Raw genomic sequence first — 24,449 nt, 5'->3', positions numbered from 1 at the left:
ACTCGGGGCTGCGCCCCGGACCCCCGGGGTGGTGCGTCGGCTGCGGGCCGGTGGGGGCTTGTCGCGCAGTTCCCCGCGCCCCTGACGGGGCGCCGTGGTGCCGCGCGACGAAGATCCACCGGACGCACCTAAGCTTCCGCCATGAACGACAGCACACATGCCATACGGATCAGACCCGGCGGCCTCGCCGACGCACCGGTCGTCCTGGACATGCTCGACTCCGCAGTGGCCTGGATGAACGCGCGCGGCAACACCGAGCAGTGGGGCACCACCCCGTATTCGCAGAAGCCCGGCGGAGTGGCGCGGGTCGAGCGGTACATGACCGAGAACGTCCCGTACATCGCGGAGTCGGACGGCACGCCCGTCGGGGCCCTGGTGCTGGACTCCGGCCCCAGTCCGCAGATGCCGATCGCGCCAGCCGGGGAACCCGAGCGGTACGTCCGGCTGTTGGTCTCCGACCGGCGGCACGCCGGCCTGGGCATCGGGGCGGCACTGCTGGCGCACGCCGCCGAGGAGACCCGGCGGGCCGGCGTGGAGCTGCTGCGGGTGGACTGCTGGGCGGGCGGCGGGGGTGAACTGGTCGCGTTCTACGAGCGCAACGGGTTCACCCCCGCCGACCGGTTCCTGGTCGAGGCTTGGCCGGGGCAAGTGCTCACCCTGCGGGTGGCCTAGCAAGCGCCCCGTCAGGGGCGCGGGGAACTGCGCGACCGGCCACGACGCGCCCGCAGCCGAGGTTCCGGGGCTTCGGGTAGTGCGTCGACTGCAGGCAGTCGGTGGCTGATCGCGCAGTTCCCCGCGCCCCTGACGGGGCGCCATAGTGCTGTGCGCCCACGCGGCGGAGCCGCATATCGATACAGCCCCGCGCCCCTGACGGGGCGCACCCCTCAGCGGCGCTCGTCCACCACCGCCCGCAGCTTGCCGCTCGTCGCCGTGCGGACGAACTCCGCACCGTCCACCGCCTCGACCGCCAGGTCGAGCAGCTTCTCCTCCACCGCCGAGCGCAGTTCGGCATACCCGGCCAGGAGGGCGCCCCGCACCGCGGCCGGTTCCGCGCCGCCCGTCGTCTCCAGGCGAAGCGTCAAGCGCTCGCGGGTGCCGTCGTTGGACAGCACGATCTGCAGCTCGCCACGGTAGCGGCAGTCCTCCTCCGCGATCGCCAGGAAGCGGCGGTGGTTGAGGAAGTACGTCGCCACGCGCATCACGTCGCCGAGCCTGCCCAGCAGTTCGAAGCGCGGGGACCGGCTGCCGCAGGGGCAGGGGCCGGTCAGGGCGCGGCCGAGGTCGCCGATGACGTAGCGGTCCAGGTTCTGGCCGCGGCGGGCGCGGGTGGTGAAGACCAGGCGGCCCGTCTCGCCCGGCTCCACCGGGCGGTCCTCCTCGGGGTGGAGGATCTCCAGCGTGTGCAGGTCGGCGTGCAGGTGGTGGACGCTGCCGCTGCTCCCGGTGCACTGGTAGCCCAGCGGGCCCAGGTCGGTGCTGCCGTAGGTGATGGAGCGGATGCACTCGATGCCGAACGTCTCGGTCAGGGTGCGCCGTTGTTCCTCGGTGAAGTGCTCGCCACCGTAGAAGATCTTGCGGATGCCGCCGTACGAGCGCAGCAGGTCCGCCTGCTCGTGCAGCAGTTGCCACAGGTAGGAGGGCATGCCGAAGAGGGTGTCGACCTCGTACTCCACCAGCATCTCGGCGGTGGCCCGGTGGTCGGGGCCCGCGGCCATCGGCATCTGGACGCCGCCCAGGCGTTCCAGGATGGAGAAGAAGCTGATGAAGCCGCCGTACATGCCGCCGCAGTAGAAGAGGTTGGCGGTGCGGTCGTGCTTCGGGTCGTAGCCGGCGGCGAGCAGGCCGCGGGCGGCGGCGTGCATCTGGGTGTCGTAGTCGTCGTAGCTGAAGAGCGACAGGGCGGGGGTGCCCGTGCTGCCGCCGCTGCGGAAGTACAGCTCGGCGTCGCGCTCGTCGACCTGGCGGTTGAGCTCCTGCACGGCGGCCTTGTCGAGCAACGGGCCGGTGGGCGGCGGGAATTCCGCGGTGCGGGCCAGGTCGTCGAGGCAGGCGGTGGTGGTGAAGCGCGCGTCGGCCTGGACGGCGACGCGGCGGCTGTAGCGCTGGAGGGCGTAGACGCCGTCGTGCGGTTCGCCGGGGTAGCTGGCCAGCATGGCGCCGACCGGGGTGACACGGGTGACGCCCGCGGCCAGGGCGGTGCGCGAGAGCTCCGCGACGTCCGCGGTGCTGCCCGCGATGCCCGCGGTCTGCAGGTAGCGGCGCATCGGGCGCAGGGTGGCGATCAGCTGCTTGCGGGGCAGCGGCTTGACCCACACGCTGCGGTGCAGCGGGGAGGCGGTGAGCGCGGCCCGGGTGTCGGCCAGGACACGGCAGGAGCCGTCGGGGGCGGCGAAGACCCGGGTCAGGCCCAGGTGTTCCTCAAGACGCGCGATGAGCTCGGTGGTGGTGAGCTCGGCCTCCTCGGCGGGACCGGGCTCGTCCTGCCGTACCGCCGCGGGCATGCCGGCCAGGACGACGGCGAAGCGCTCGGCGAAGGCGAAGACCTCGTCGTGGTCCTCGGTGTCGAGGTAGACCACCTGCGGGCTGGAGCAGGCCTGCTGTTCGTGCAGGCAGACGTCCGAGGCGAGGGCGTCCAGCACGGCCTCGTCCTGTGCGGCGTCGCGCGTCAGGTAGGCGAAGGAGATCTTGTGGCCCCACTCCACCAGGCGGCAGCCGGGCGGCACATGGGCGGCCACGCCCTCGACGGCGGCCTCGCCGCCCCACACCGCGACGGCGTCGGCGGGCGCGCACATCAGGCCCAGCCAGTCCTGGCGGGAGGAGGGGAAGCGCAGCACGATCACGCGCTCGGCGACGGCCCCGGTCGGGTCCAGCGCGGCGAGTTCGGCCAGCAGGTGCTGGGCGAGGAGGGTGTCGGCGCTGCTCGTCTTGAGGACGTTGACGTTCCCGGCGAGCAGTCCCTCGACGACGCTGAGGGGTGCGACGGTGACGGCGTTGCCGGGGGCGATGTGGGCGACGAGGCCGACCGGGGCCCAGGCCTCGTAGACGGTCTCCTTGGCGTCGGGGCGGCCCAGCCGCTGCGGGGCGGTGCCGCCGAGTTCGCAGCGGAGCTTGCGGGTGAGCTCCTCCCGGCCGAGGAAGACGCCGAGTTCGGTGAGGACGGACACGTCCTCACCTTCGGGCAGGTGCGCGGCGAGGCGGGCGTGCACCGGGTGCGCGGGGTCGCGCAGGGCGGTGCCCAGGGCGTCGCAGGCGGCCAGGAGCGTCTCGGTCTCCAGCGGCGTGGCCAGCGCGGCCTCGACGGCGGCGGGCAGGCCGGCGAGGCGTCGGCCGGCCTCGGCGTCGTCGACGAACGCGCCCTGCCAGTAGTGGTGTGCGGGGTTCTCGACGGTCACGACATGCCCTTCATCAGTTCGGCGGCGGCCACCGCGCAGCTGCGGTTGCGGCTCACTCCGGCGCGGCCGTGGATGGTGAACCACGGCGTGTCCAGCGCACACCCGCACTCCTCGCCGGGGTGCAGGGAGGCGAGGTCTCCCATCAGGACGCTCTGCGCCGGTACGGAGGTGATGTACGGCGAGACGAGGTGCAGGTAGCCGACCTCGCCGTACGGCAGCGGTTCGAGGGTGCGGGTGGAGCGGATGAACACCCGTGACCACACGGGGGCGTGCAGCCGGTGGTGGTCGCACTCGATGTAGGGGATGCAGTGCTCGACGGAGCCGAAGGTGTCGCGGATCCGCTCGGAGGGGATGCCCAGTTGTTCGGTGACGCGGGCGTAGAGCTCGTCCTTGCCGACCTGCCGGTCGGCGTGGCCCTTCCAGCCGCCGCCGAGGATCACCAGGGAGCCCTCGGGCAGGGTCAGGGGCGGCATGCCCAGGGCGCGCATGCGCTCCAGGGTGAAGAACAGGAATGCCGGGAAGCCGAGGATGCGGACGGGCGCGTCGTCCTGGGCGTAGCGCTGCAGGGCGGCGATGCAGCCGAAGGGGTCGAACTCGTGGCCGTTGCCGGTGTGGCGCAGGGCGTGTTCGACGTGCCGGGCCGGTGCGAAGTCGCACAGGTAGTTGTCGGTGAAGGAGGTGCCGAGCTTCAGGTCGCGGGCGGGCTCGTAGCTGTAGAGCAGGTAGTTGACCTCCTGCTCGGGGGTGATCCAGCCGTTGTGCTCGAAGATGCGGGCGACCATGCGCTGCGCGGAGCGGATGGTCCACTGGTCGAAGAACATCTGCGACTTCTGGCCGGTGGTACCGGAGGAGGTCAGGTGCAGGTCGACCTCGTCGCGCGGGATGGAGAGCACTTCGTGGCGCTTGAAGAAGTTGGCGTGCACCAGGGGTGCGCGGAACGGTGCGTCACCGTCTTCCGTACCGGCTTCCGTGCGCTCGTACAACGCGCTGAAGAACGCGGACCGTTCGCGGTGCCAGGCGTTGGTCTCCGCCATGGCGGCGGCGAACAGCTCGTCCTCGGCGGGGCCGCAGGCGTAGGGGGCGGTCAGGTCGCACAGCTGCTGCACGTGGGGCAGCAGGCCGGGGTCGGGGACGCCGATCGGGGCGAGATGGGGGTTCACGGGGCAACCTCGAGTGTGGGCAGGTAGGTCGACGCCCAGGCCGACAGGTAGGAGTCCAGGTAGGGCTGGAGCGGTGCGTCGACGACCACGCCGCGGAAGTCGATCTGCTCGGCGGTGCGGGACATCACCACGTAGTCGTGGAATCCGTCGCCCTCCGGGCGCATGGCCGGGTAGAGGGCGCTGGGGATGAAGCCCTGGTGCAGGAACGCGGAGATCGCGCGGTGGTGGTCGAGCGGCACGAGTGCCTCGACGTAGCCGGCGCCGGCGCGGGTGAGGGTCTGCGTGAGCGGCTCCAGCCAGGCGGCCGCGGCGGCCGGTTCGGGGTGGGCGGCCACCAGGGCGCAGTACCGTCCGGTGCGGTTGAGGTAGGCGTAGACCTCGAAGCCGCCGTCGTCGGGCATCAGCAGCACGTTGGGCGTGTGCAGCGGGTAGAACCACTGGGCGCTGTCGGGGAAGCGCTCGCGGAAGCGGCGGCGCACGAAGGCGGGCGCCTCGATCATCTCCAGCCGCGCCGCCGCGGGCCGGGGCGGCGCGGGGACGGGGGCGGTGGCCTCGGTGTCCGCGTAGCTGACGCCCAGGCTGCGCTCGACGTTGCGCAGCAGCGGGGCCAGCGGGGCGGGCACTTCGGGAACGGGGATGCGCCGGTCCAGCACACCCTGCGAGTAACGCGCGTAGAGTGCCAGGCTCTCCCGGGAGTTCAGGTCCACGGCGTTGGGCAGGATGCCCATGGGCCGGAAGCCGTTGCGCGAGACGACGCGCTGCGGTCCCGCGATGACGGTGCGGACGGTCGCGTAGACCGAGTCCAGCCGGCCCTGGTCGAGCATCTGCGCGCACAGCGCCTCGGTGAGCGCCCCGGCGAGGCCGCCCGCCCGGTGGTCGGGGTGCACGGCGAGGCCTTCGAGGCGGCCGATGCGGCTGCCGGGCTCGCTGTGGATGGCGGCGGAGCCGACGAGGACGCCGGTCGCCGCGCAGCGGGCGACGAGCCAGAGGGTGTGCGGGTCCCCGATGAGCCGGGTCATCTCGGCCGGGTCGGTGCCCAGGGCCGTGGGGTAGTGGGGCCCGTAGACGGCGTAGTAGAGCTGGCGCAGGTCGGCGATGTCGGCGCAGCCTGCGCGGCTGATCGTGGCGGTCATCGCTCCGCTCCCCCGGTGCCGGCGAGCGCCGGGGCAGTGTCTTCCACGGACTCCTCGTCCTCCTCGGACGCGGCCGGGGCGTCGCCCAGCAGGGCCAGCATGCAGGCGACGGGCAGGATGCCGGCCGCCTGGACCAGGCACAGCGTCCGGGCCGACAGGGCGTCGCCCAGCAGCCCGAAGAGCAGGGAGGCGACGGGGAAGGTCGCGCCGAGCACGGCCTGCATGACGGCGAAGAAGCCCGGCTTGTCCGCGGCGGGCACGAGCCGCTGGAACAGGGCCACGAAGCGCACCCCGATGACGCCCACGCACCAGCCGGCCACCACCAGACCGCCCGCGAAGGCGAGTTGCGAGGCGACGAGACCGGGCAGGGCGAGTGCGGCGGCCATCAGGCCGAGGCAGGACGCGCCGACGACCGTGGGCCTGCCCGGCACCCGGGCACCGGTGAACGAGCCGATCAGCGTGCCCGCGCCGAGCGAGGCCTCCAGCAGGGCGACGGTGCTGCCGCCGTTGTGGAGCACGGACTTGGTGTAGAGCGGGATGACGACGAAGACCGCGGTGGTGAAGAGGTTGGCCGCGGTGAAGCAGACCAGGATCTTCCGCACGAACGGCAGGCCGGACAGGATGCTGCGCAACGTGCGCTGCTTCCCGGCCTCTTCGCCGGCCTCGCCGTCGGCCGCGAGCGGGCGGAAGCGGGCGCTGGTGACGAGCAGGGCGGCCGTCGCGTAGGCGACGGCGCAGCCGACGGCCAGCCCGGCGATGCCGGCCCGGTCGACGATGAGCGCACCGAGCAGTGCGCCGCCGAGGCTCGCGAGCGACTGGGTGGACAGCTCGAATCCGGTGGCGGCCTCGATGTCCTCGTCGTCGACGAGTTCGGGCACCGAGGTCGTCAGGCAGGGGTCGAAGAACGCCTGGCAGGTGGACAGGGCCAGGGTCGCCGCGTAGGCGGCCGCGAGCGGCAGGCCGGCCGTGCCGGCCCAGACGGCCAGGGCGGCCGCGGTCGTTCCGGCTCCGGCGGCTGCGGTGCGCAGCACCGAGCGGTGCGCGCAGCGGGCGATCGCCCGGGCGACGACGGGGGCCAGGGCCACGGCGGGCAGGGTGCTGACGGCCATGAACAGGCCGGAGGCGAGGCCGCGTCCGCCGGAGACGGCGTAGGCGACGAGCCACCAGGAGACGCCGACCTGGAACATGCGGACGGCGGCCTGGGTCAGGACCTGGCCCAGCCAGACGGCCCCGAAGGCGCGGTTGCGCAGCACGAGCGGCCGTCGGCGGCCCGTGCCCATGGTCTCGGCGGTCATGCGGTCGGCCTCTCGTCCACGACGCGGATCAGCTTGCCGGAGCGGGTGTTGACCACCAGGTCGCGGTGGTGGACCCACTCGACGGCCAGGGGGTGCACGAAGCCGGTGCGCACGCTGTCGGGGTACAGCGGCCGGGCGTCCTCCAGCCCGGTCACCACGGCCTTGGCGAGGACCTCGAGTTCGGCCCGGTCGTCGTCGCCGGGGGCGGTGGCCAGGCGCAGGACGAGTCCGTCGCGGCCGTCCCAGCGGCGCACGACCAGCTGCATGCCGGTGATGCGGCCGTCGGTGTCGGCCCGGCCGACGGCGTCCTGGGCGTCCTGCGAGTACAGGGAGACGGGGCCGACGCGCACGCCCTCCTCGGCGCGGCCGAGGATGCGGAAGTGGCCGGCCTCGGGGTCGGTCCACTCTGCGCGGTCGCCCGCGGGGTAGCGGATGATGGGCATGAGCCGGCGGAACAGGCTGGTGACGACGACGCGTCCGGGCCGTCCTGCCTCGGTGATCGGCTCCCCGGTGGTCTCGTCGAGGATCTCGACGACGGAGTGCGGGGTGAAGGCGCGGTGCACCCGGGCGTCGGGGCCGGGGACGGGGCAGCCGAGGAGTCCGGCGTCCACGCTGGCGTAACCGAGCGAGCGGGCCTCGGCGTTGGGGAAGGCAGCGGCCAGCAGGCGGCGCTGGTCGTCGAAGAGGGCCTCGCCGCCGAACAGGACCAGCTCCATGGAGGGCAACTGTGTGCCCGTGGAGACGAGATGGTCGGCGAGCCGGCACAGGGTGGTCGGGGTGCCCGCCACGACCTGGACGGCGAAGTCCTGCAGGGTGGTGACCGTCGACTCCAGCGGTGCGGCTCCGCCGATGGGCAGCCGGACGTTGGCGACCGGGGCGTGCGCGAGCGAGTCGAGGATGAAGAGGAAGCTGGCGTAGAGCTCGCCGGCGTAGAAGAGGTCGGCGACCCGGTGCCCGGGTCGCAGGCCCGCTTCGGTCATGCCGTGGCCGAAGGCCGTGACGAACTCCTGCCACTCCTCACGGGTGTAGCAGGAGAACTTGGGTGCGCCGCTGGTGCCACCGGTCTTGAAGACGACCGCTTCATTCAGCGGTTCGGTGAGCACGCGGTTGTTCTCAAGGGTGTTGGCCTGCCAGAACTCTCCCTGGTCGATGACGGGGAGGTCGGTCAGGCGCTCCGCGCCGGGCGGAAGTGACGCATAGAGAGCGGCGTAGTACGGGGAGTTGCGACGGGCGAACCGTATGAGGTCCGGGAGTTGCTGGACGGGCATGCCTTTGCCTAGGGGTGTGGAAAAGGGGCAGGGACCGCGGCGTGGCGATATGGGTGGTCGCCGCCTGCGGAGTGTGAGGTGGCCCCCGCGCCCTCACATTGAGCAGGCGTCAGAGCTGACGCCAGGTCATGATGATGAAGGATCGAAGGCGGAAAGTGCAAAGCGAGCGGTAAACGTATGGCAAATATGGCCGGAACCCTTAGTTCTTCCGGTCATGCTGACGGGTCGGTCAGATTCCGAGTCCGGCGTCGCGAGCCAGCAGCGCGGCCTGCACGCGGTTCTCGCACTCGAGCTTGGCGAGAATCCGGCTCACATACGTCTTCACCGTGGCCTCGCTCATGTGGAGGCGGCGGCCGGCGTCGGCGTTCGACAGACCCTCGCCGAGCAGGGCCAGCACCTCGCGCTCCCGCTCGCTGAGCACCTCCACTCGGCGCCGTGCCTCCTCGCCGCGGGACGCGGCCGGGCCGGCCGCCAGGGAGTCCGCCACGTGCCGGGTGGCCGCGGGGGACAGATACGCGTCGCCCGCAGCTGCGGCGCGCACCGCGCCGATCAGCTCGCCCGGCGCGGAGTCCTTCAGCAGGAAGCCCGCACCGCCCTGCCGCAGGGCCCGGAGCACGTTCTCCCGCTCGCCGAACGTGGTGAGCACCAGGGCGCGCACCCCGGGAACGGCGCGGCCCAGCTCGGCGAGCGCGGCCAGCCCGTCCATGACCGGCATCCGGATGTCGAGCAGGGCGACGTCGACCCGGTGCGAGCGGGCCAGCTCCACGGCCGCCCGCCCGTCGGCGGCCTCCGCCACGACCTCGATGTCGTCGGCCGAGGTGAGAATCATCCGGATGCCCGCCCGGATGAGAGGCTCGTCGTCGGCAATGAGGACGCGGATCACCTGGTCTCCCGCTAAGAGAATTTTCAACTAATTCTGGACGTCGAACTCGCGCTTCTCGATCAGTTTCCCGTCCTTGAAGCAAAAGCGGAAAACGGTGTCCTTGGTCCCCTTCGAGCCCTCCGAGGACAGCAGGGACAGACAGCTCGCGCCGGCCGGCTGCGCCGGGCCCTTGTCCTTGAGGTCGGCGGTGAAGACGGACTTCCCCGACGGCAGCCTGTCCCGCACCTGCTGCTCGGGCTCGCCCACCCTGACCGAGTCGTAGACACTGCGATCCAGCAGCGCCTTGTCGGTCTCCTCCATCGTCTTCCCCAGCGCCAGGAAGGCCAGCGCCGCCAGCCCCACCAGGATCAGCAGGGCGATTCCGCAGCCGATCACGCAGCCGTTGCTCTTCCGCGTACTCATGATGTCCTTGAACTCCTCGCGGGGATCCAGTCGGTCGATGACCGGACCACCCTCGCCGGGAGTCCCCCACGCGGGCTGCTGTCGAAGGTCGTCCTCCGCATCGACGAAGGTCGCCCGCGTCTCCCCCGAGCCGTAGGGCAGCAGCCCCGCGAGCCGGAACCCGCCCTCCACCGGCCCCGCGAAGATGATGCCGCCGACCAGCCGGGCCCGCTCCCGCAGCCCCGTCAGCCCCTGCCCGCCGCTGACCGCCTCCTCGGGCCGGACCGGACCGTCCGGCCCGGTGGGACCGTTGGCCACCTCGACGACCAGCGAATCCGGCTCGAAGCGCACGGCGACGGTGATGGGGGTGCCCGGGGCGTGCTTGTACGCATTGGTGAGCCCCTCCTGCACGATGCGGTAGCCCGCGTGGTCCACGGCCGGGGCCAGTGGCCGTGCCTCCCCCGAGCGCTCCAGCGTCACCCGCATCCCGGCCGCGACCGCCGAATCGACGAGCCCGCCGATGCCCGCCACCACCCGGGCCGGCGGCTCCGCCCCGGAATCCTCGCCGAGCGTGCCGTCCTTGAGGATGCCCACCACCTCGCGCAGCTCGTGCATCGCGGCCACCGAGGCCTGGCGCAGCACGGCCACCGCCTCGCGCTGACGGCCCGTCAGCTCGCGGTCCACCTCCAGCGCGCCCGTCTGCACGGCGATCAGGGCCAGTTGGTGGCCGAGGCTGTCGTGCATGTCCTGGGCGATGCGCTGCCGCTCGCGCATCCGCGCCTGCCCGGCGATCATCTGGCGCTCGCGCAGCAGCTGGGCATTGCGCTCCTGCAGGGTCTGCAGCAGGGTGCGCCGCTGCGTCCAGTAGCGGCTGGCCAGCCCCGGGACCACGGCGAACACCAGGAAGAAGAGCGTGCCCAGCACGAGCAGCAGGGGCGCCGACCGCTGCTGGCTCCACAACGAGAGCCCCACGTAGAGCACGAGGGAAGTGCCGAAGACGCCCAGCGCCTTCAGCACGCCGTCGATCCTGCGCCCGGCGGACCAGGCGGCCAGCGGCAGGATCAGCTCGGCCGCATCCGTCACCGCCGACAGCGCGGAGACGGCGACGAGCGTGGTCACGGGCAGCCCGCGCCGCACGAGGGAGAGCACCGCCACGCCCAGGGCGGCCCCCGCGGACCGCAGCAGGCCGTGCCCGCCCGCCAGCTCGCCCCAGCCCGCGAGCAGGGCAAGCAGGGCGGCCAGCAGGCACTCCCACAGGAGCCGCCTGCGGGGCCAGTCCGCCGGATCGGTCACCCGCCGCCACAGGCCACGGGCCCACGATGTCGCATCCACCCCCGCACCATAGGCAGCCGGGGTGGCCCGTGGCGTTCACCGAAAGTCGCGTCGTGGATAGACGGAAGTCGCAGATGCGCGGGGCAGCCCGTCCTCAGGACGGGCGCGGCGCACCGGCCGCCGGGGGCTGGTCCGCGCAGCAGTGGCGGCACTTGGCCGCGGCCGCGGGCAGGTCCTCGGACAGGCAGGCCGGGCAGGTCTTGAGCGGCCCCGGCTCCCCGAAGACGACCACGCCGCGCCGGGCCTGCACGTGCTTGTAGGGCACGACGATGAAGAAGTAGACGACGGCCATGAAGATGAGGAAGTAGATCAGGGCCGAGATGAACGACCCCAGGTCCAGATAGGTCGCCTTGTTCCCCCGGTGCCCGAGCTGCCAGCCCAGCCCCATCGAACGGCCGCCCTGCATGCTCGCGATGATCGGGTTGATCACGAAGTCGGTGAACGCCTTGATCAGCGTGCTGAAGGCCAGCGCGATGATCAGTCCCACCGCGACGGTGACGATGTCACCGCGCATCACGAAGTTCTTGAATCCCTTGAGCATGACCGTGCTCCTGGCGTCCGTGCGGATCTCTCGGGCCAGGAGGCACGCTACCGCCGCCGCCCACCGCCCGCACCCGGGGCGCGGCACGAGCGGGACGTGCGCGAACGGACGTCACGGCCGCCCACGATGCACCGGGTGCCCCGGCTCACATCGTCGGGTGGGCCTGGACGTGGGTGACCTCCTCGATGTCGTGGCCGGCCTTCTGCATGAGCTCGCGGGAGAGCGCGTTCAGGGCCCGCGCCGCGGCGACCTCCTCGCCGACCCGCAGCTGCTCCGGGTCGTCCGGGTGCCGCGTGGCGTGGCCGCGCGCCCGCATCTCGGTCCCGTCCGGGAGCCTGAGCATGCACGCCGCTCGCGTCTTCTTGTCGACCTCTTCGAACTCGAGATCGACATGCCATCCAACGATCGTCTGCATGGCGTCCACCTCCTGCGTGACATTTCCAGCGTGCACCCGGCACGGCGATTGCGACACCGGTGCCTCGCCGGCAGGGCCCGTAAGGGGCGCGGGGCTGTTCCTTCCCCAGCTACCTCCCCCAGCTACCGCTGGGGGTGCCCCCAGGAGGTACCCCCAGCGGCTCCGCCGCGTGGGCGCGACCAGCCACGACGCGCCCGCAGACGAGGTTCTCGGGGCTTCGCCCCGGACCCCTGGGGTAGTACGTCGGCTGCAGGCCAGCGGTAGCTGGTCGCGCAGTTCCCCGCGCCCCTTACGGGGCGCGCCGTCCGCCCCCACGTCACCCGTTCCAGTGATTGCGGCGGTGTCCCGGCGCGCCGACTCTGGAACACGGACGGGTGACGAAGGGGGATACGCCATGACATACGCCACGACAAAGGATCAGCCCGCGCCGGACACGACACCGGCCGACGCCGCCCCGCTGCCCGCCTGGTTCCCTCCGGTGTGCACCGACATCGAGCTCGCGCACGAGGTCACCGCGTACGCCGGCCGCCGGTGACGGGCGCCGCCGCGCTCGGTTCCGGGGAGTTCACCGCGGCGCTGCACGCGCATTCCGACCGGTACTGGCACAAGCACCCGTTCCACCTCCGGCTGCACCAAGGAACCCTGGGCCGCGGGGAGTTGCAGCGGTGGGCCGCCAACCGCTGGTACTACCAGAAGTGGCTCCCGCAGAAGGATGCGGCCGTCGTCGCCAACTGCCCGGTGCCGGACGTCCGTCGCCGCTGGGTCCAGCGGATCTCCTTCCAGGACGGGACGGCCGAGGGCCGCGGCGGGCTGGCCGGCTGGCTCGCCCTGGCCGAGGCGACCGGCCTGGACCGGGCCGAGGTGCTCGACGAGCGGCACGTCCTGCCGGGCGTGCGCTTCGCCACCGACGCCTACGTGCACTTCGCCCGCACCCGCCCGTGGACCGAGGCCGTCGCCGCCTCGCTCACCGAGCTGTTCTCGCCGGGGCTGATGCGGCAGCGGCTCACCGCGCTGCGCACCCACTACCCGTGGATCGCCCCCTCCGGGCACGGCTACCACGCCACACGCCCGCAGACCGCCGCCTCCGACGCGCAGCACGCCCTCGCGGTGGTCGTGGCGTCCTGCACGACCCGTGGGGAGCAGGACGCGGCACTGGCGGCCCTGGCCTTCAAGTGCGACGTGCTGTGGAGCATGCTCGACGCCGTCGACCACGCGGGCCGGACGGGGTGACGCGTGACGGGCGGGGGCGGGGTCCGCTGGCGGCTGTGCAGGGGAGTCAGGCTCGGCCATGACACCGTGCGGGACACGGGCGTTCTGCTGCACCCCGAGGGCGTCCTGCTGCTCAACGAGACCGGCGCGGCCGTGCTCGCGCTCTGCGACGGCACCGCCGACGTCGACGGCATCGCGGTGGCGCTGTCGCGCAGGTACGAGGCCGTGGCCGCCGAGGACGTCGAGCGCTTCGTCCTCCAGCTGGCCCGGCGGCGCCTGATCGAGCCCAACAGTCCTGGTCCTACAGGCGCGGGCCGATGAGCGCCGCGCCGCAGGACGGCAGGCCTCTCGGACTGCTGGCCGAGCTGACGTACCGCTGCCCGCTGCGCTGCGCCTACTGCTCCAACCCCGTGGCCCCGGACGCGTCCGCCGGTGAGCTCGCGCTCGCGGAGTGGTGCCGGGTGCTCGACGAGGCCCGGGCGCTGGGCGTGCTGCAGGTGCATCTGTCCGGCGGCGAGCCCCTGGTGCGCCGCGACCTCCCGGCGATCGTCGCGCACGCGCACCGCCTCGGTCTCTATACGAACCTCATCACCGGCGGCCACGCCCTGTCCGCCGCCCGGCTGGCCGCGCTGACGGCGGCGGGCCTGGACCACGTCCAGCTCAGCGTGCAGGACGCACGCGCGGCGGAGGCCGATGCGATTGCGGGCCGCCCGGTGCATGCGCGCAAGCTGGCGGCCGCGGCACTGGTCGTGCGGGCGGGGCTGCCGCTGACCGTCAACGCCGTGCTGCACCGCGCCAACATCGGCAGCGTCGAGGCGCTCGTCGCGTTGGCCGAGCGCCTGCAGGCCGACCGGCTGGAGCTGGCCAACGCCCAGTACTACGGCTGGGCCCTGCTCAACCGCCGTGCCCTGCTGCCCACCCGCGAGCAGGCCGACGCCGCCGAGGCCGCCGTGCGGGCGGCGCGCCGCCGCCTGGGCGACGGGCGCCCGGAGATCGTGTACGTGCCGGCCGACCTCCACGACGACCTGCCCAAGCCCTGTATGCAGGGCTGGGGTGCGCGTCAGTTCACCGTGTCCCCCGACGGGCAGGTGCTGCCCTGCCCGGCCGCGGCGCAGATTCCCGGCCTCGGGATCCTGACGGTCCGTCAAGCATCCTTGGACGAGATCTGGTTCCGCTCGCCCGCCTTCAACCGCTTCCGCGGGACGGGCTGGATGTCCGAGCCGTGCCGCAGCTGCCCGCGCCGGCAGCTCGACCACGGCGGCTGCCGCTGCCAGGCGTTCCAGCTGACGGGCGACGCCGCGGCGACCGACCCGGTGTGCCGCCTCTCGCCGCACCACGCTCTGGTGACCGGGATCGTCCGGGAGGCCAGAGGGCGGCCCGCCGGCCCCGTCCCCCGCCGGTCGCCCCCTGCGGGCTGAACTCCCGCCGCGCCACGCACCGTACGCCCCGCCCCGCAGGCTCCCGGAGGCCCGACCATGTCCCTGCTGCCGCCCACCGTGCTCGGCCCGCTGTCGGAGTGCAGCGCCTGTGTCAGGGTCCGCCACCAACTCGTCGGCGCCCGGGTGACCCTGCGCGTCAACGGCTCGCCAGCGGTCTCCGGGATGCCGGTCGGGGGCGGCGTCGCCGCCTGGCCCGACCAGACGTTCCCGCTGGGTCCCGGTGTCGCGCTGCGGCCCGGCGACCGGATCACCGCGACCCAGACCCGCGACGGCCGCACCAGCCCCGCGTCCGTGCAGCCCGTCGTCGTCCAGAAGCGGCCCGAGGCCGTCGGCCCGTTGCGCTTCGGCAGTCATGTGTACGTGTGCGGGCAGTGCCTGCGGGTCGACGGGGCGGTGCCCGGTGCCGCGGTGACCGTGCAGCAGGGCCCGCTCGTGCTGGGCAGTGCGCCCGCGCCGGACGGCACGGCCCGCATCGCGCTGCTCGGCCCGGTCGCCGCCGGCCGGGCCCTGGTCGCCCGGCAGTCGGCGTGCGGCACTCCGGGAACGCCCACGCCGAGCCCGCTGCCCGACGCCCCGCCGCGGCCGCTGCCGCCCCCGGTGCTGCCGGGGCCGCTGCTGGCCGGGCAGCCGGGGGTGACGGTGAGCGGGGTGTGCGAGGGCGCCCGGGTCACGTTGCTGCGCGACAACGCCCCGAGCGAGCAGGCCTGTTTCGACCTCGCCACTCTCACGTTCCGCGTGCCTGCACCGGCCGAGGGCGAACAGGTCTCCGTGCTCCAGGAGTTCCCCGCCTGTTCCACGGCGAGCTGCGCAGCACCGCCCGTGCGGGTCGCCCCGGCCTCCCGCCTGCCCGCCCCGGCGGTCACCGGACCGCTGTGCGCGGGCGCAACCTCCCTGCGCGTGACGGGGCTTGTCCCCGGCGCCCTCCTCACCGTCCTGGCCGACGGCACGCCGCTCGGCACCGCGCAGGCCTTCCGGCCCGCTGCCGACCTGGACGTACCGCCCCTGCCCCGCGGCAGCCGCATCACCGTGTGCCAGCAACTGGGCGGCCACACCGCAGAGTCCGCGCCCGTACCGGTCGGCGCGCCTCCCGCGGCACTGCCCGCGCCGGTGGTCGTGGCCCCGCTGACCGCCGGCGCGGCGCGCGTCCGGGTGCGCAACGTGCATCCGGGGGCGCTGGTGCTGGTCTTCTCCACCGCCCTCGACGCTCCGATCGGCTGCCGGTACGTGCACACGACGCAGGCCTCGGTCCCGGTGGCCCCGCTGCTCGCCGCCGGCGACCGCATCGTGGCGCTGCAGGTGTACTGCGGCCTGGCGAGCGCCCGTTCCCTCCCCGTCCCGGTCCGGCCGCTGGGGGACGTACGGCCGCCGCAGGTGCGCACCCCGCTCGGGGCGCACCTGCGGCCGGTCGTCGGCGGTCTCGTGCCCGGCGCGGACACGGACGTGTACGTCAACGGCCGCTGGCGGGGCACCGCGAGCGCCGGGGGCGGCACCGTCCCCGTCGAGCTGTCGGGCGCCGCCCTCGACCTGGGCGACACGGTGACCGCCCGGCAGCGGATCGCGTCCGTCGTCACCGACTTCGGGCCGCCGGTGCAGGTGGCGTACGGCCCGGTGTCGGTCACGACGCAGCACAACGACAACCGGCGCACCGGCGCCCAGTTGCTGGAGGTCGCGCTCTCCCCCGCGACCGTCGGCCCCGACCGTTTCGGCAAACTGTTCAGCCGTGCTGTCGACGGCCACCTCTACGCCCAGCCGCTGTACGTCTCCGACGTCGCCGTGCCGGGCCACGGGCGGCGCAACGTGGTCTACGCGGCCACGATGCACAACAGCGTGTACGCCTTCGACGCGGACGACCCGGGTGCCGCCGCACCCCTGTGGCACACTTCGCTCGGTCCTTCGGTCCCGCTGCCCGATCCGGAGATCGGCCCGGGCGGCTACCGGGACATCGCCGTCGAGGTCGGCATCGTCAGCACGCCGGTCATCGACCTCGACCGCAACGTGCTCTACGCCGTCGCCTTCACCAAGGACGGGCAGGGGTACCACCATTCGCTGCACGCCCTCGACATCGGCAGCGGCCGGGAGATGCTCGGCGGTCCGGTGCGGATCGCCGCCACGGTGCCGGGCAGCGGCGACGGGAGCACCGGGGGAAGGATCGCCTTCACCAGCCACCGGCAGCTGCAGCGTGCGGCGCTGACCCTGGCGAACGGCCGGCTCTATGCCGCGTTCGCGTCCTATGGGGACCGCAGCCCGTACCACGGCTGGGTGTTCGGCTTCGACGCTGGGACGCTCCAGCAGACCGGGGTGTACGTCACCACGCCGGACACCGGGCTCGGCGGCATCTGGCAGGCGGGCCAGGGCCCGGCCGTCGACGACGACGGCTTCCTGTACGCCGCGACGGGCAACGGCGGCTTCCGGCCGGACGGTTCGGACCTGGGCGACAGCATCGTGAAGCTCACCCCCGGGCTCACCCTGGCCGACTGGTTCTCACCGTTCAACAACGCCGCGCTCAACGCCGCCGACGCCGACCTGGGTTCGGCGGGCCCGCTGCTGATCCCGGGGACGCGCCTGCTGCTCAGCGGGGGCAAGGAGAGCAAGTTCTATCTGCTGGACACCCGGGCGATGGGACATTTCCACGCCGGATCGGACAGCCAGATCGTCCAGAGCTTCTCCGTCGTGCCACCCGACGCCCAGACCCATCACATCCACGGCGGCGCCGTCCACTGGAACTTCCCGGGCGGGCCGTGGGTCTACGTGTGGCCGGAGAACGCGTTCCTGCGGGCGTACCGGTTCGCCGGGGGCCGGCTGGAGACCGCCGCCGTCTCGACGAGCACCACCACCGGCCCGGCCGGCGTCCCGGGCGGCGCGCCCGGCATGCCCGGGGGCATCCTCTCGCTCTCGGCGCACGGCACCGACCCGGCCACGGGGCTGCTGTGGGCCTCGCACCCGTGGCGGGCGGACGCGAACAACGCCGTCGTCGAAGGCGTCCTGCGGGTCTACCGGGCCACCGACCTCACGCAGGAGCTGTGGAACAGCAAGATGCACCCGGCCCGCGACGACGTCGGCTCGTACGCGAAATTCGCCCCGCCCACGGTCGCGAACGGCAAGGTGTACCTGGGCAGTTTCTCCGGCGCCCTGCACGTGTACGGACTGCTGACCGCCTGAGCACCCTCCGTCGTCACAGGCGAAGCCCGCTCCCCCGTGGCACCGTGGAAGGGAAAGCTCTACCCATAGACCCCGGGGATGGTGTCATGGCACGCGACAGCGACGTCATCAAGGAACTCGAGACCGACCACCGCGCACTCGAGGGGCTCTTCGACCAGTTCCACCGGACCCGCCTCGAGGACACCGCGCGCGAGACCCTGCTGGACGACGTGACCGCACAGCTGATGTGGCACTCGGCAGCCGAGCAGCAGTACCTGTACCCGGCCGTGCGCGAATTCCTGCCGCAGGGACCGGAGACGGCCGAGCAGGAGATCACCGACCAGACGCACCTGACGGACATGGTCCGGGACCTGGAGTCCAGCCGGGTGTACGAGCCGGGCTTCGACGGCCGCGTCCGCGCGCTGGAGCGGGAGATCGCCCAGCACATCTCCCACGAGGAGCACGTCCTCTTCCCCAGGCTGCGGCAGTCGTGCCCGGTCGACACGCTCGACGAGCTCGGCACCGAGGTGCGCCGCGCGCGGGCGTCGGCGGCGCGGGCGGGCTGACGCGCCCGCAGCCGACGTTGTCGGGGCTTCGCCCCGGACCCCGGGGTAGTGCGTCAGCTGCAGGCCGGTGGGGGCTGGTCGCGCCCGCGCGGCGGAGCCGCACATCGAAACAGCCCCGCGCCCCTTACGGGGCCCTAGTTGCCGCAGACGGCGACCAGTTCGGCGGCCTCCTCCGTGATCGACCGGGCGAGCAGGTCCAGGTCGGGCACGGCGACGGCGTCGGCGAGCAGGCCGTAGCAGACGCGGTCCTCGTACGTGGTGATGCCCACGGCGAGGGACTGCCCGGGCGCGAGCGGGGCGAGCGGGTAGGCCTCGCGGACGGGGCTGCCCGCGAGCGTGAGGCCCTGGGCGCCGCGCAGCGGGACGCTGGAGACGAGCAGGTCGTAGAACAGGCGGCCCGAGCGGGCGATCATGCCGCCGCCGAAGCGGTGGCCGAGGGACGGGATGAAGTCGGCGAGCAGCGCGACGGCGCCCGGGCCGCTGGCGGGTCCCGCTTTCTTGTTGCGTGCCATGTCCTCGCGCACCGCGCGCAGGCGGGCGAGGGGCTCGGCCTCGTCGACGGGGAGACGGGCCAGGTAGCCGGAGAGCCGGTTGCCCGAGGCGCTCGGGTCGCCCGGGTCGCGCAGCGACACAGGGACGAGCGCGCGGGGGCGTACGCCTCCGCTGCCGTCGCCGCGCTTGTCGAGCCAGCGCCGCAGGCCGCCCGCGACCACGGCGAGCAGGACGTCGTTGACGGTGCCGCCGGTGGCCGCGCGCACGCGGTTCACGTCGCGCAGGTCGACGACGGCGCCGTCGGCACGGCGAGCGCCGCTGGCGCGGGAGGTGAGGGCCGGCGCGGCAGGCACGAAGCGGGCGGCGAGGGCCATGGCGGAGGCGATGGACAGGCCCCGTCCGGCGTCGGTGACGGCACCGCGCACCAGGCCGGACAGCGTGCTCAGGTCGGGCAGGCGCAGGCCGGAGCCCTGCCGGCGCTGCCGCGGCGCACCGGCCGGGGCGGGTGCCCCGGCGACGGCGGCGGGGTCCAGGAGCGACAGGACGTACGACGCCGCGCGCATGCCGTCCGCGTGGGCGTGGTGGAACGTGAACAGGACGGCGAAGGACGTGCCGTCCGCGCCGGGCAGCACATGCGCGGCCCACGGCGGCCGGCCCCGCTCCAGGGGCTGCTGCATCAGAATCCCGGCGGCCGTGTGGAAGTCCCGTACGGGCTCGGCGAGATGGACGTGGTCCAACGGGTCGAAGTCGGGGGCGACATGCCGGGCGGCGGCGCCGACGGGGAGCCACACGGGGCGGATGCGGGTGTCGAGCCCGGGTATGCGGGCGGCGCGGGCGGCGAGCAGCCCGGCGGCGCGCCGGGCGGCGTCCGGGCCGTCGGCGTCGAAGACGAAGAGCCCGCCCATGTGCAGGGGGTGGCCGGCGGACTCGATGTTCCAGAAGGCGAGGTCGAGCGGGGTGAGCGGTTCGGGGGTCACATCAGAGGTCACGGGGTCTCCGAGGTCACGGCGCTGCTGGGCCAAAGCGAGCAGAAGTCAATCGCTGTCGGTCGACTACGGTCAAGTACGACCAGGCCACGCTGTGTTAACGGCACGTTACGACCCGCCGGTTTCGGCCACCGCCCCGTAAGGGGCGCGGGGAACTGCGCGACCAGCCACCGACGGCCTGCAGCCGACGCACCACCTCGGTTCCGGGGCGAAGCCCCCTGGGGGCACCCCCAGCGGTAGCTGGGGGACTCGACTGCAGGTCGTGCCGGGTTGCTCGCGCAGTTCCCCGCGCCCCTTACGGGGCGAAGCCCTACCGCTCCCCCAGCACGTCGTTCCGGGCGGCCACACCGCGCGCGTCCGCGACAAGACCGGCGACGGCGTTGCGGTACATCTCACCGATGGCGCACAGCTGTTCCTCGCTCACCTTGCGCATGTCGGCTTCGAGGTCCAGTGACAGCAGACCGGTGAAACAGTCCTCCGTGAAGGACACGCGCAGGGTGACGCCCGTGCGCAGGTGCGCCTTGGCGTCCAGCGACTCGACGTCCGTCGCCGCCAGCAGTTCCTCGAAGCTGCGGAACTGCGACCAGGCGAAGGCGATGTCGGTAGGTTCCCGCGGGCCCGCCAGGCGCTGCACCTCCGGGTACGGGCAGTGCTGCACCGTCCGCAGCTCGTGCTCCTTGTCGAGCACGGCGCGGATCAGTCCGCTCCAGTCGGCGTCGGCCGTGCGCAGCCGGTAGAACAGCACGTCCAGACGGACGCCGATGACGTCGGTTCCTTCGCCCCCGCCCTCGGAGCGGCCGTCGGACTCGACCGCCAGCACGACCTCCTCGCGCCCGATGAGCGAGGCCAGCACCCGGGCGTGGACGGCAAGCAGCACCTGCCGGAGCCCGGTGCGGTGGTGCCGTGCGAGGGCGGCCAGCTCCGCGCACACCGCGGGGTCGAGGTCGGCGCTGAGGAATCCCGCCGTTGCGGTGCCCGTGTCGCAGGTCTGGCATCCGTCCGACAGGCCGCGGTCCGCGACGGGAAGGAACATCGGTTCCACGCCCGCAAGTTCGGACGACCAGAATTCCGTGACCGCCGGGTCGGACAGCGCCTCCTCTTCCCGTGCGATGCACTCGGCAAATCGGCGCGCGGGACGGGTTACGGGACGGCTGCGCGGGGAACCGCCCTGTCCGGCCCAGTAGTCGGCGAGGATTTCGGTGATCAGTGACGACTCGCTCCAGCTGTCCAGCAAGGCCTCGTGGAAGGCGGGGCAGAACAGGAATTCATGGTCGCCGAGGACGTGTACGGCGAACCGCATGAGCGGGGGGTCCGTCCAGTCGTAAGACGTGCCGAGCTCCTGCTCCCGCCATGCATCGAGGTAATCCTGCTGTTCGGCACGGGAGTACAGGCGCAGGTCCGTCACGGCCGCCCGGACCCCGGCCGAGCGGTGCACCAGCTGGAGCGGCCGGGAATAGCCGGCGAAGTGAAAGGAGGTGCGCAGGATGTCGTGACGGGCCACAGCGTGTTCAACTGCCGTATGGAGAGCACCGTGGTCGTACGCGGTGTTCATGTGCAGCATGAACAGGTCACCGGCCGCGTCCGCGCTGCGGAGGAACAGGTCCGTCTGGAGGGCGCCGACCGGGTAGGCGTCCTCGGCCGTGCGGGGCAGCAGCGCCCGGTCCTCGGCGCGGATCAGACTGAAGGGCTGCACTGTTCCTCCCCGGCCGGAAATGCCTCTGGACTGGAGAGAATAGAGGCCGCCGCGCCCCGTGGAAATGTCCGTACCTGACGACTGGTCACTTCCCTGGCAGGTTTGGTGCGGAACCGGTCGGTCCGGCATGAGAATCCGTCAACAAGGTTACGATCGCGGCCTCTTGGAAGACCTCCCGAAAGGTTTCCCCATGGTGGACATTTCGCGCCGGACACTCGTCCGGATGACCGGGGCGGCCGCGGTCGCCGGAGCGGTGCCGCTCGCCGCATCCGCCGCCCCGGCAGCCGCCCGGACCCCGGTGGAAAAGGGTTCGTTCGCCCGTCCCGCGTCCGGATTCCGGCCGCGGATACGGTGGTGGATGCCGGGTGCACTCATGGACGACGCCGAAATCGACCGCGAAGTCGCGGCGATCGCGCAGGCAGGGCTCGGCGGTGCGGAGGTCGCCGTGCTCGCCCCGCGCGGAGTCGACCAGTCCGCGTACGGCTGGGGGACGCCGGCGTGGAACCGCAAGCTGCAGACGGTCCTCGACGCGGCCCGCCGCCACGGCATCACCGTCGACCTCACCATCGGCCCCGTCTGGCCCGCCGGCGTGCCCTCGCTCACCACGGACAGCGCGGCCGCCTCGCAGGAACTCCTGTACGGCAAGGCGGTCGTCGAGGGCGGCGCGGTCTTCGACGGTGCCGTGCCGCCCCTCATCGAGGTCGACCTGTCCGGCCCGCTGCACCGCCCCCGCACCCCCGGCAGGGCCTCCCTCGCCGCCGTCACCGCCGCCCGGATCGCGCCGGGCTCCGCCGCCTCGGACCGGACCGTCCTCCTGGACCCCGGCTCGCTGACCGACCTCACCGCGCACGTCCACGACGGCCGCATCACCTGGACCGCACCCCGGGACGGCACCTGGCTGCTGTTCTCCCTCTGGCACCGCGGCACCGGCCAGGTCGTCGGCCTGACCGACGGCACCGTCCACGTCGTGGACCACTACAGCGCCGAGGGCACCCGGGCCGTCACCGGCTACTGGGAACAGCACCTGCTCACCCCGCCGGTGCGCCGCCTGCTCGCGCAGACGGGCAGCGACCTCTTCGAGGACTCCCTGGAGATCTCCTTCGCCCTGCCCTGGACCCCGGGCATGGCCGCGCACTTCCGCGCCTCGCGCGGCTACGACCTCGCCCCGTTCCTGCCGGTGCTCTTCATCCCGGGGCTGCACACCTTCCAGGGCGCCCTGACCTCCGTGACACCCGACAGCCCCGCCGACTTCGACCTGCCCGGCGGGCTCGGGGCACGCGTGCGCAACGACTACTACCAGGCCCTGACCGAGCTCTACGAGCGCCACCACCTCGACGGCATCCGCACCTGGGCGCACGCCCAGGGCCTGCGCTACCGGGCCCAGGTCTCCTACGGGGCCGTGCTGGACATGTCCTCGGCCGCGGCGCACGTGGACCAGCCCGAGACCGAACAGCTCTTCTTCGCCGACGAGATCGACGCCTACCGCGCCATGGCCGGCGGCGCCCACCTCGCGGGCAGCCCCGCGCTCTCCAGCGAGATCGGCGCGCGCACCGAGGTGATCCTGCAGGACGCCTACGGGGTGACCTGGCAGCGCATGCTGGAGATCATCCACCAGAACTACGCGGGCGGCGTGGCCCAGGCCGTCGTCCACGGCTTCGCCTACGCCGACGCCCCCGGGGCCGCCTGGCCCGGCTGGGCCCCCTTCGCCGCGCCCAAGCCGGACGTCCCCGGCTTCGCCGAGGCGTGGGGACCACGGCAGCCGGTCTGGCACCATATGCCCGACATCACCGGGTACTTGGCGCGCCAGCAGTCGGTCCTGCGCGCCGGGCGGGCCCAGGTCGACGTCGCCGTGTACCGGCACGCCTACTGGGACACCGGCGGGCAGAAGCACTGGCCCGACACCGGTCTCCAACGGGCCGGTTTCGGCTACGAGTTCGTGGGGCCGGGCCCCCTCACCCTCCCGTCGGCCACGGTCGGGGGCGGCCGCCTCGCACCGCAGGGCCCCGGCTACCGCGCCCTCGTCCTGGACGGCCAGAAGGCGTTGGACGCCCCGGCCGCCGAGCGCATCCTGTCCTGCGCCCGGGCCGGACTCGCCGTGGTCGTCGTCGGCGACCCGCCGGAGCACGCCCCCTACGCGCACGACGCGGACCAGGCGGACGCGGCGGTGCGCGCGACCGTCCAGCGGCTGCTCGCCCACGCGCGCGTGCGGCACGTCGCCACGGAGGCGGATGTCCCGGGCGCACTGCGGCAGTTGGGCGTGCGGCCCTCGGCCGAGCCGTCCACCGGGGCCGACCTGCTCCATGTGCACCGACGGGACGGCGACCGGCAGCTGCACTGGTTCTTCAACCCCGGTTCCGCGCAGGCCGAGACCCGCGTGTCCCTGGAGGGGCGCGGGCACCCGTACGTCCTCGACGCCTGGACCGGACAGGTGCACCCACTGACCTGCCACACCCGCGAGTCCGGCCGCACCGAGGTGACCGTCCGGCTGGCACCGCGGCAGACGGCCCTGGTCGCCCTGTGCCGGGACACCCCGCCCGGGCCCGTCACCGGCACGACCCTGGACGCCGCGGGCACCCCGGCCGTGCCGGGCGGGGCCCGCCGGCAGGAACTCGCCTCCTGGCGGCTGACGGTGGACGACTGGCGCCCGGGCGCCACCGCGACACAGACCGAGCACGTCCGGCACGAGCTGCACCTCGACGCGCTCAAGCCGTGGCCGGAGATCGCGGAGTTGCAGGACGTCTCCGGGATCGGCACGTACAGCACGGAGTTCACCGTCGCGGACGTCCCGAGCACCGCCCTGCTCGACCTCGGCAACATCCACGGCACGTTCCGGGTCACCCTCAACGGCGAGCAACTGCCGCCCGTCGACCAGACCCGGCCCGTGGTCGCCCTCGACGGCCGGCTCAGGGCGGGCCGCAACACCCTCGCGGTGGAGGTGGCCACGACGCTGCGCAACCGCCTGCGCGTTACCAGTCCGTCGCAGTCGGGTACGGTGCGGCAGCCGTATGGGATGCATGGGCCGGTGACCCTGATGCTGTGGTGAACCGGTCAACTTGACCCGGCCGTTCACGGCCGGGTTTGGAGGTAGTGCCCAACTGGCTGCTGGGTGGGCTCCTCCGTCCAGAC

General features: G+C 73.2%; 19 protein-coding genes. 8 read left to right on the top strand and 11 right to left on the bottom strand.

The genetic code is table 11. From position 1 onward, the window contains the following. Nucleotides 1–141 precede the first annotated feature (141 nt). Entirely contained in the window at nt 142–672 is a 531-nt protein-coding gene (locus ACWD4B_RS17080; protein WP_451421481.1) for a GNAT family N-acetyltransferase, read from the top strand. 212 nt (nt 673–884) lie between these two features. Here the strand turns inward: ACWD4B_RS17080 and ACWD4B_RS17075 are convergent, their stop codons facing one another. From ACWD4B_RS17075 to ACWD4B_RS17035, 9 genes are all read right to left on the bottom strand, one after another. Beyond that, nucleotides 885–3,392, bottom strand: a complete 2,508-nt coding sequence (locus tag ACWD4B_RS17075; protein ID WP_451421480.1) for an acyl-CoA reductase — start codon at nt 3,390–3,392, stop codon at nt 885–887. After that, on the bottom strand, nt 3,389–4,552 hold the full coding sequence (locus tag ACWD4B_RS17070) for a LuxE/PaaK family acyltransferase (RefSeq protein ID WP_451421479.1): 1,164 nt from the start codon (nt 4,550–4,552) through the stop codon (nt 3,389–3,391). The genes ACWD4B_RS17075 and ACWD4B_RS17070 overlap by 4 nt, the downstream gene beginning before the upstream one ends. Beyond that, nucleotides 4,549–5,685, bottom strand: coding sequence for a GNAT family N-acetyltransferase (locus ACWD4B_RS17065; RefSeq protein WP_336410876.1), 1,137 nt, complete (start codon nt 5,683–5,685; stop codon nt 4,549–4,551). Before ACWD4B_RS17065 ends, ACWD4B_RS17070 begins: the two co-directional genes overlap by 4 nt. After that, complete coding sequence (locus ACWD4B_RS17060) at nt 5,682–6,980, bottom strand: MFS transporter (RefSeq protein WP_451421478.1); 1,299 nt, start codon at nt 6,978–6,980, stop codon at nt 5,682–5,684. Before ACWD4B_RS17060 ends, ACWD4B_RS17065 begins: the two co-directional genes overlap by 4 nt. Continuing rightward, complete coding sequence (locus tag ACWD4B_RS17055) at nt 6,977–8,248, bottom strand: phenylacetate--CoA ligase family protein (protein ID WP_451421477.1); 1,272 nt, start codon at nt 8,246–8,248, stop codon at nt 6,977–6,979. Before ACWD4B_RS17055 ends, ACWD4B_RS17060 begins: the two co-directional genes overlap by 4 nt. Nucleotides 8,249–8,477: 229 nt before the next feature. Next, entirely contained in the window at nt 8,478–9,131 is a 654-nt protein-coding gene (locus tag ACWD4B_RS17050; RefSeq protein WP_451421476.1) for a response regulator, read from the bottom strand. Nucleotides 9,132–9,158: 27 nt separating this feature from the next. Then, the gene (locus ACWD4B_RS17045; protein WP_451421475.1) at nt 9,159–10,844 is read right to left on the bottom strand and encodes a sensor histidine kinase; all 1,686 of its coding nucleotides are present in this window, start codon (nt 10,842–10,844) and stop codon (nt 9,159–9,161) included. Nucleotides 10,845–10,938: 94 nt separating this feature from the next. Next, entirely contained in the window at nt 10,939–11,385 is a 447-nt protein-coding gene (locus ACWD4B_RS17040; RefSeq protein WP_451421474.1) for a large conductance mechanosensitive channel protein MscL, read from the bottom strand. Between the two features lie 145 nt (nt 11,386–11,530). Next, nucleotides 11,531–11,800 (bottom strand): DUF1876 domain-containing protein, encoded by a 270-nt coding sequence (locus ACWD4B_RS17035; RefSeq protein WP_171085443.1) that lies wholly within the window; start codon nt 11,798–11,800, stop codon nt 11,531–11,533. A gap of 394 nt (nt 11,801–12,194) precedes the next feature. Between ACWD4B_RS17035 and ACWD4B_RS17030 the strand changes: the two genes are divergently transcribed. From ACWD4B_RS17030 to ACWD4B_RS17005, 6 genes are all read left to right on the top strand, one after another. Next, nucleotides 12,195–12,335, top strand: coding sequence for a hypothetical protein (locus ACWD4B_RS17030; protein ID WP_451421473.1), 141 nt, complete (start codon nt 12,195–12,197; stop codon nt 12,333–12,335). After that, nucleotides 12,332–13,030 carry a pyrroloquinoline-quinone synthase PqqC gene (pqqC, locus tag ACWD4B_RS17025; RefSeq protein WP_451421472.1) on the top strand — a complete coding sequence of 233 codons (699 nt, stop codon included), beginning with the start codon at nt 12,332–12,334 and terminating at the stop codon, nt 13,028–13,030. Before ACWD4B_RS17030 ends, pqqC begins: the two co-directional genes overlap by 4 nt. Before the next feature lie 3 nt (nt 13,031–13,033). Further along, entirely contained in the window at nt 13,034–13,330 is a 297-nt protein-coding gene (gene pqqD, locus ACWD4B_RS17020) for a pyrroloquinoline quinone biosynthesis peptide chaperone PqqD (RefSeq protein WP_451421471.1), read from the top strand. Further along, a complete protein-coding gene (pqqE, locus tag ACWD4B_RS17015) occupies nt 13,327–14,427 on the top strand; it encodes a pyrroloquinoline quinone biosynthesis protein PqqE (RefSeq protein ID WP_451421470.1) in 1,101 nt (366 codons plus the stop codon). The genes pqqD and pqqE overlap by 4 nt, the downstream gene beginning before the upstream one ends. Nucleotides 14,428–14,484: 57 nt before the next feature. Further along, on the top strand, nt 14,485–17,607 hold the full coding sequence (locus ACWD4B_RS17010; RefSeq protein ID WP_451421469.1) for a hypothetical protein: 3,123 nt from the start codon (nt 14,485–14,487) through the stop codon (nt 17,605–17,607). Nucleotides 17,608–17,693: 86 nt separating this feature from the next. After that, entirely contained in the window at nt 17,694–18,152 is a 459-nt protein-coding gene (locus tag ACWD4B_RS17005; protein WP_451421468.1) for a hemerythrin domain-containing protein, read from the top strand. A gap of 134 nt (nt 18,153–18,286) precedes the next feature. Here ACWD4B_RS17005 and ACWD4B_RS17000 read toward each other — a convergent pair whose 3' ends face one another. Both ACWD4B_RS17000 and ACWD4B_RS16995 read right to left on the bottom strand, forming a co-directional pair. Next, nucleotides 18,287–19,621 carry a wax ester/triacylglycerol synthase family O-acyltransferase gene (locus ACWD4B_RS17000; protein WP_451421483.1) on the bottom strand — a complete coding sequence of 445 codons (1,335 nt, stop codon included), beginning with the start codon at nt 19,619–19,621 and terminating at the stop codon, nt 18,287–18,289. A 319-nt stretch (nt 19,622–19,940) separates the two neighbouring features. Continuing rightward, entirely contained in the window at nt 19,941–21,323 is a 1,383-nt protein-coding gene (locus ACWD4B_RS16995; protein WP_451421467.1) for a condensation domain-containing protein, read from the bottom strand. Between the two features lie 190 nt (nt 21,324–21,513). Here ACWD4B_RS16995 and ACWD4B_RS16990 point away from each other — a divergent pair, with 190 nt between their 5' ends. Beyond that, on the top strand, nt 21,514–24,366 hold the full coding sequence (locus ACWD4B_RS16990) for a glycosyl hydrolase (RefSeq protein ID WP_451421466.1): 2,853 nt from the start codon (nt 21,514–21,516) through the stop codon (nt 24,364–24,366). Nucleotides 24,367–24,449 lie beyond the last annotated feature (83 nt).

It is taken from the genome of Streptomyces sp. NPDC002536 (assembly GCF_053594995.1).
Note: the sequence above shows the minus strand (reverse complement) of the source record. Positions and strands in the feature narration are given on the sequence as shown.

What these genes read in the sequence shown, in the direction of transcription:
- ACWD4B_RS17010 (WP_451421469.1), top strand. Translation starts at nt 14,485, where the DNA reads ATGTCCCTGCTGCCGCCCACCGTGCTCGGCCCGCTGTCGGAGTGCAGC.
- ACWD4B_RS17080 (WP_451421481.1), top strand. Translation starts at nt 142, where the DNA reads ATGAACGACAGCACACATGCCATACGGATCAGACCCGGCGGCCTCGCC.
- ACWD4B_RS17040 (WP_451421474.1), bottom strand. Translation starts at nt 11,385, where the DNA reads ATGCTCAAGGGATTCAAGAACTTCGTGATGCGCGGTGACATCGTCACC.
- pqqE (WP_451421470.1), top strand. Translation starts at nt 13,327, where the DNA reads ATGAGCGCCGCGCCGCAGGACGGCAGGCCTCTCGGACTGCTGGCCGAG.
- ACWD4B_RS17030 (WP_451421473.1), top strand. Translation starts at nt 12,195, where the DNA reads ATGACATACGCCACGACAAAGGATCAGCCCGCGCCGGACACGACACCG.
- ACWD4B_RS16990 (WP_451421466.1), top strand. Translation starts at nt 21,514, where the DNA reads ATGGTGGACATTTCGCGCCGGACACTCGTCCGGATGACCGGGGCGGCC.
- ACWD4B_RS17005 (WP_451421468.1), top strand. Translation starts at nt 17,694, where the DNA reads ATGGCACGCGACAGCGACGTCATCAAGGAACTCGAGACCGACCACCGC.
- ACWD4B_RS17065 (WP_336410876.1), bottom strand. Translation starts at nt 5,685, where the DNA reads ATGACCGCCACGATCAGCCGCGCAGGCTGCGCCGACATCGCCGACCTG.
- ACWD4B_RS17035 (WP_171085443.1), bottom strand. Translation starts at nt 11,800, where the DNA reads ATGCAGACGATCGTTGGATGGCATGTCGATCTCGAGTTCGAAGAGGTC.
- ACWD4B_RS17060 (WP_451421478.1), bottom strand. Translation starts at nt 6,980, where the DNA reads ATGACCGCCGAGACCATGGGCACGGGCCGCCGACGGCCGCTCGTGCTG.
- ACWD4B_RS17055 (WP_451421477.1), bottom strand. Translation starts at nt 8,248, where the DNA reads ATGCCCGTCCAGCAACTCCCGGACCTCATACGGTTCGCCCGTCGCAAC.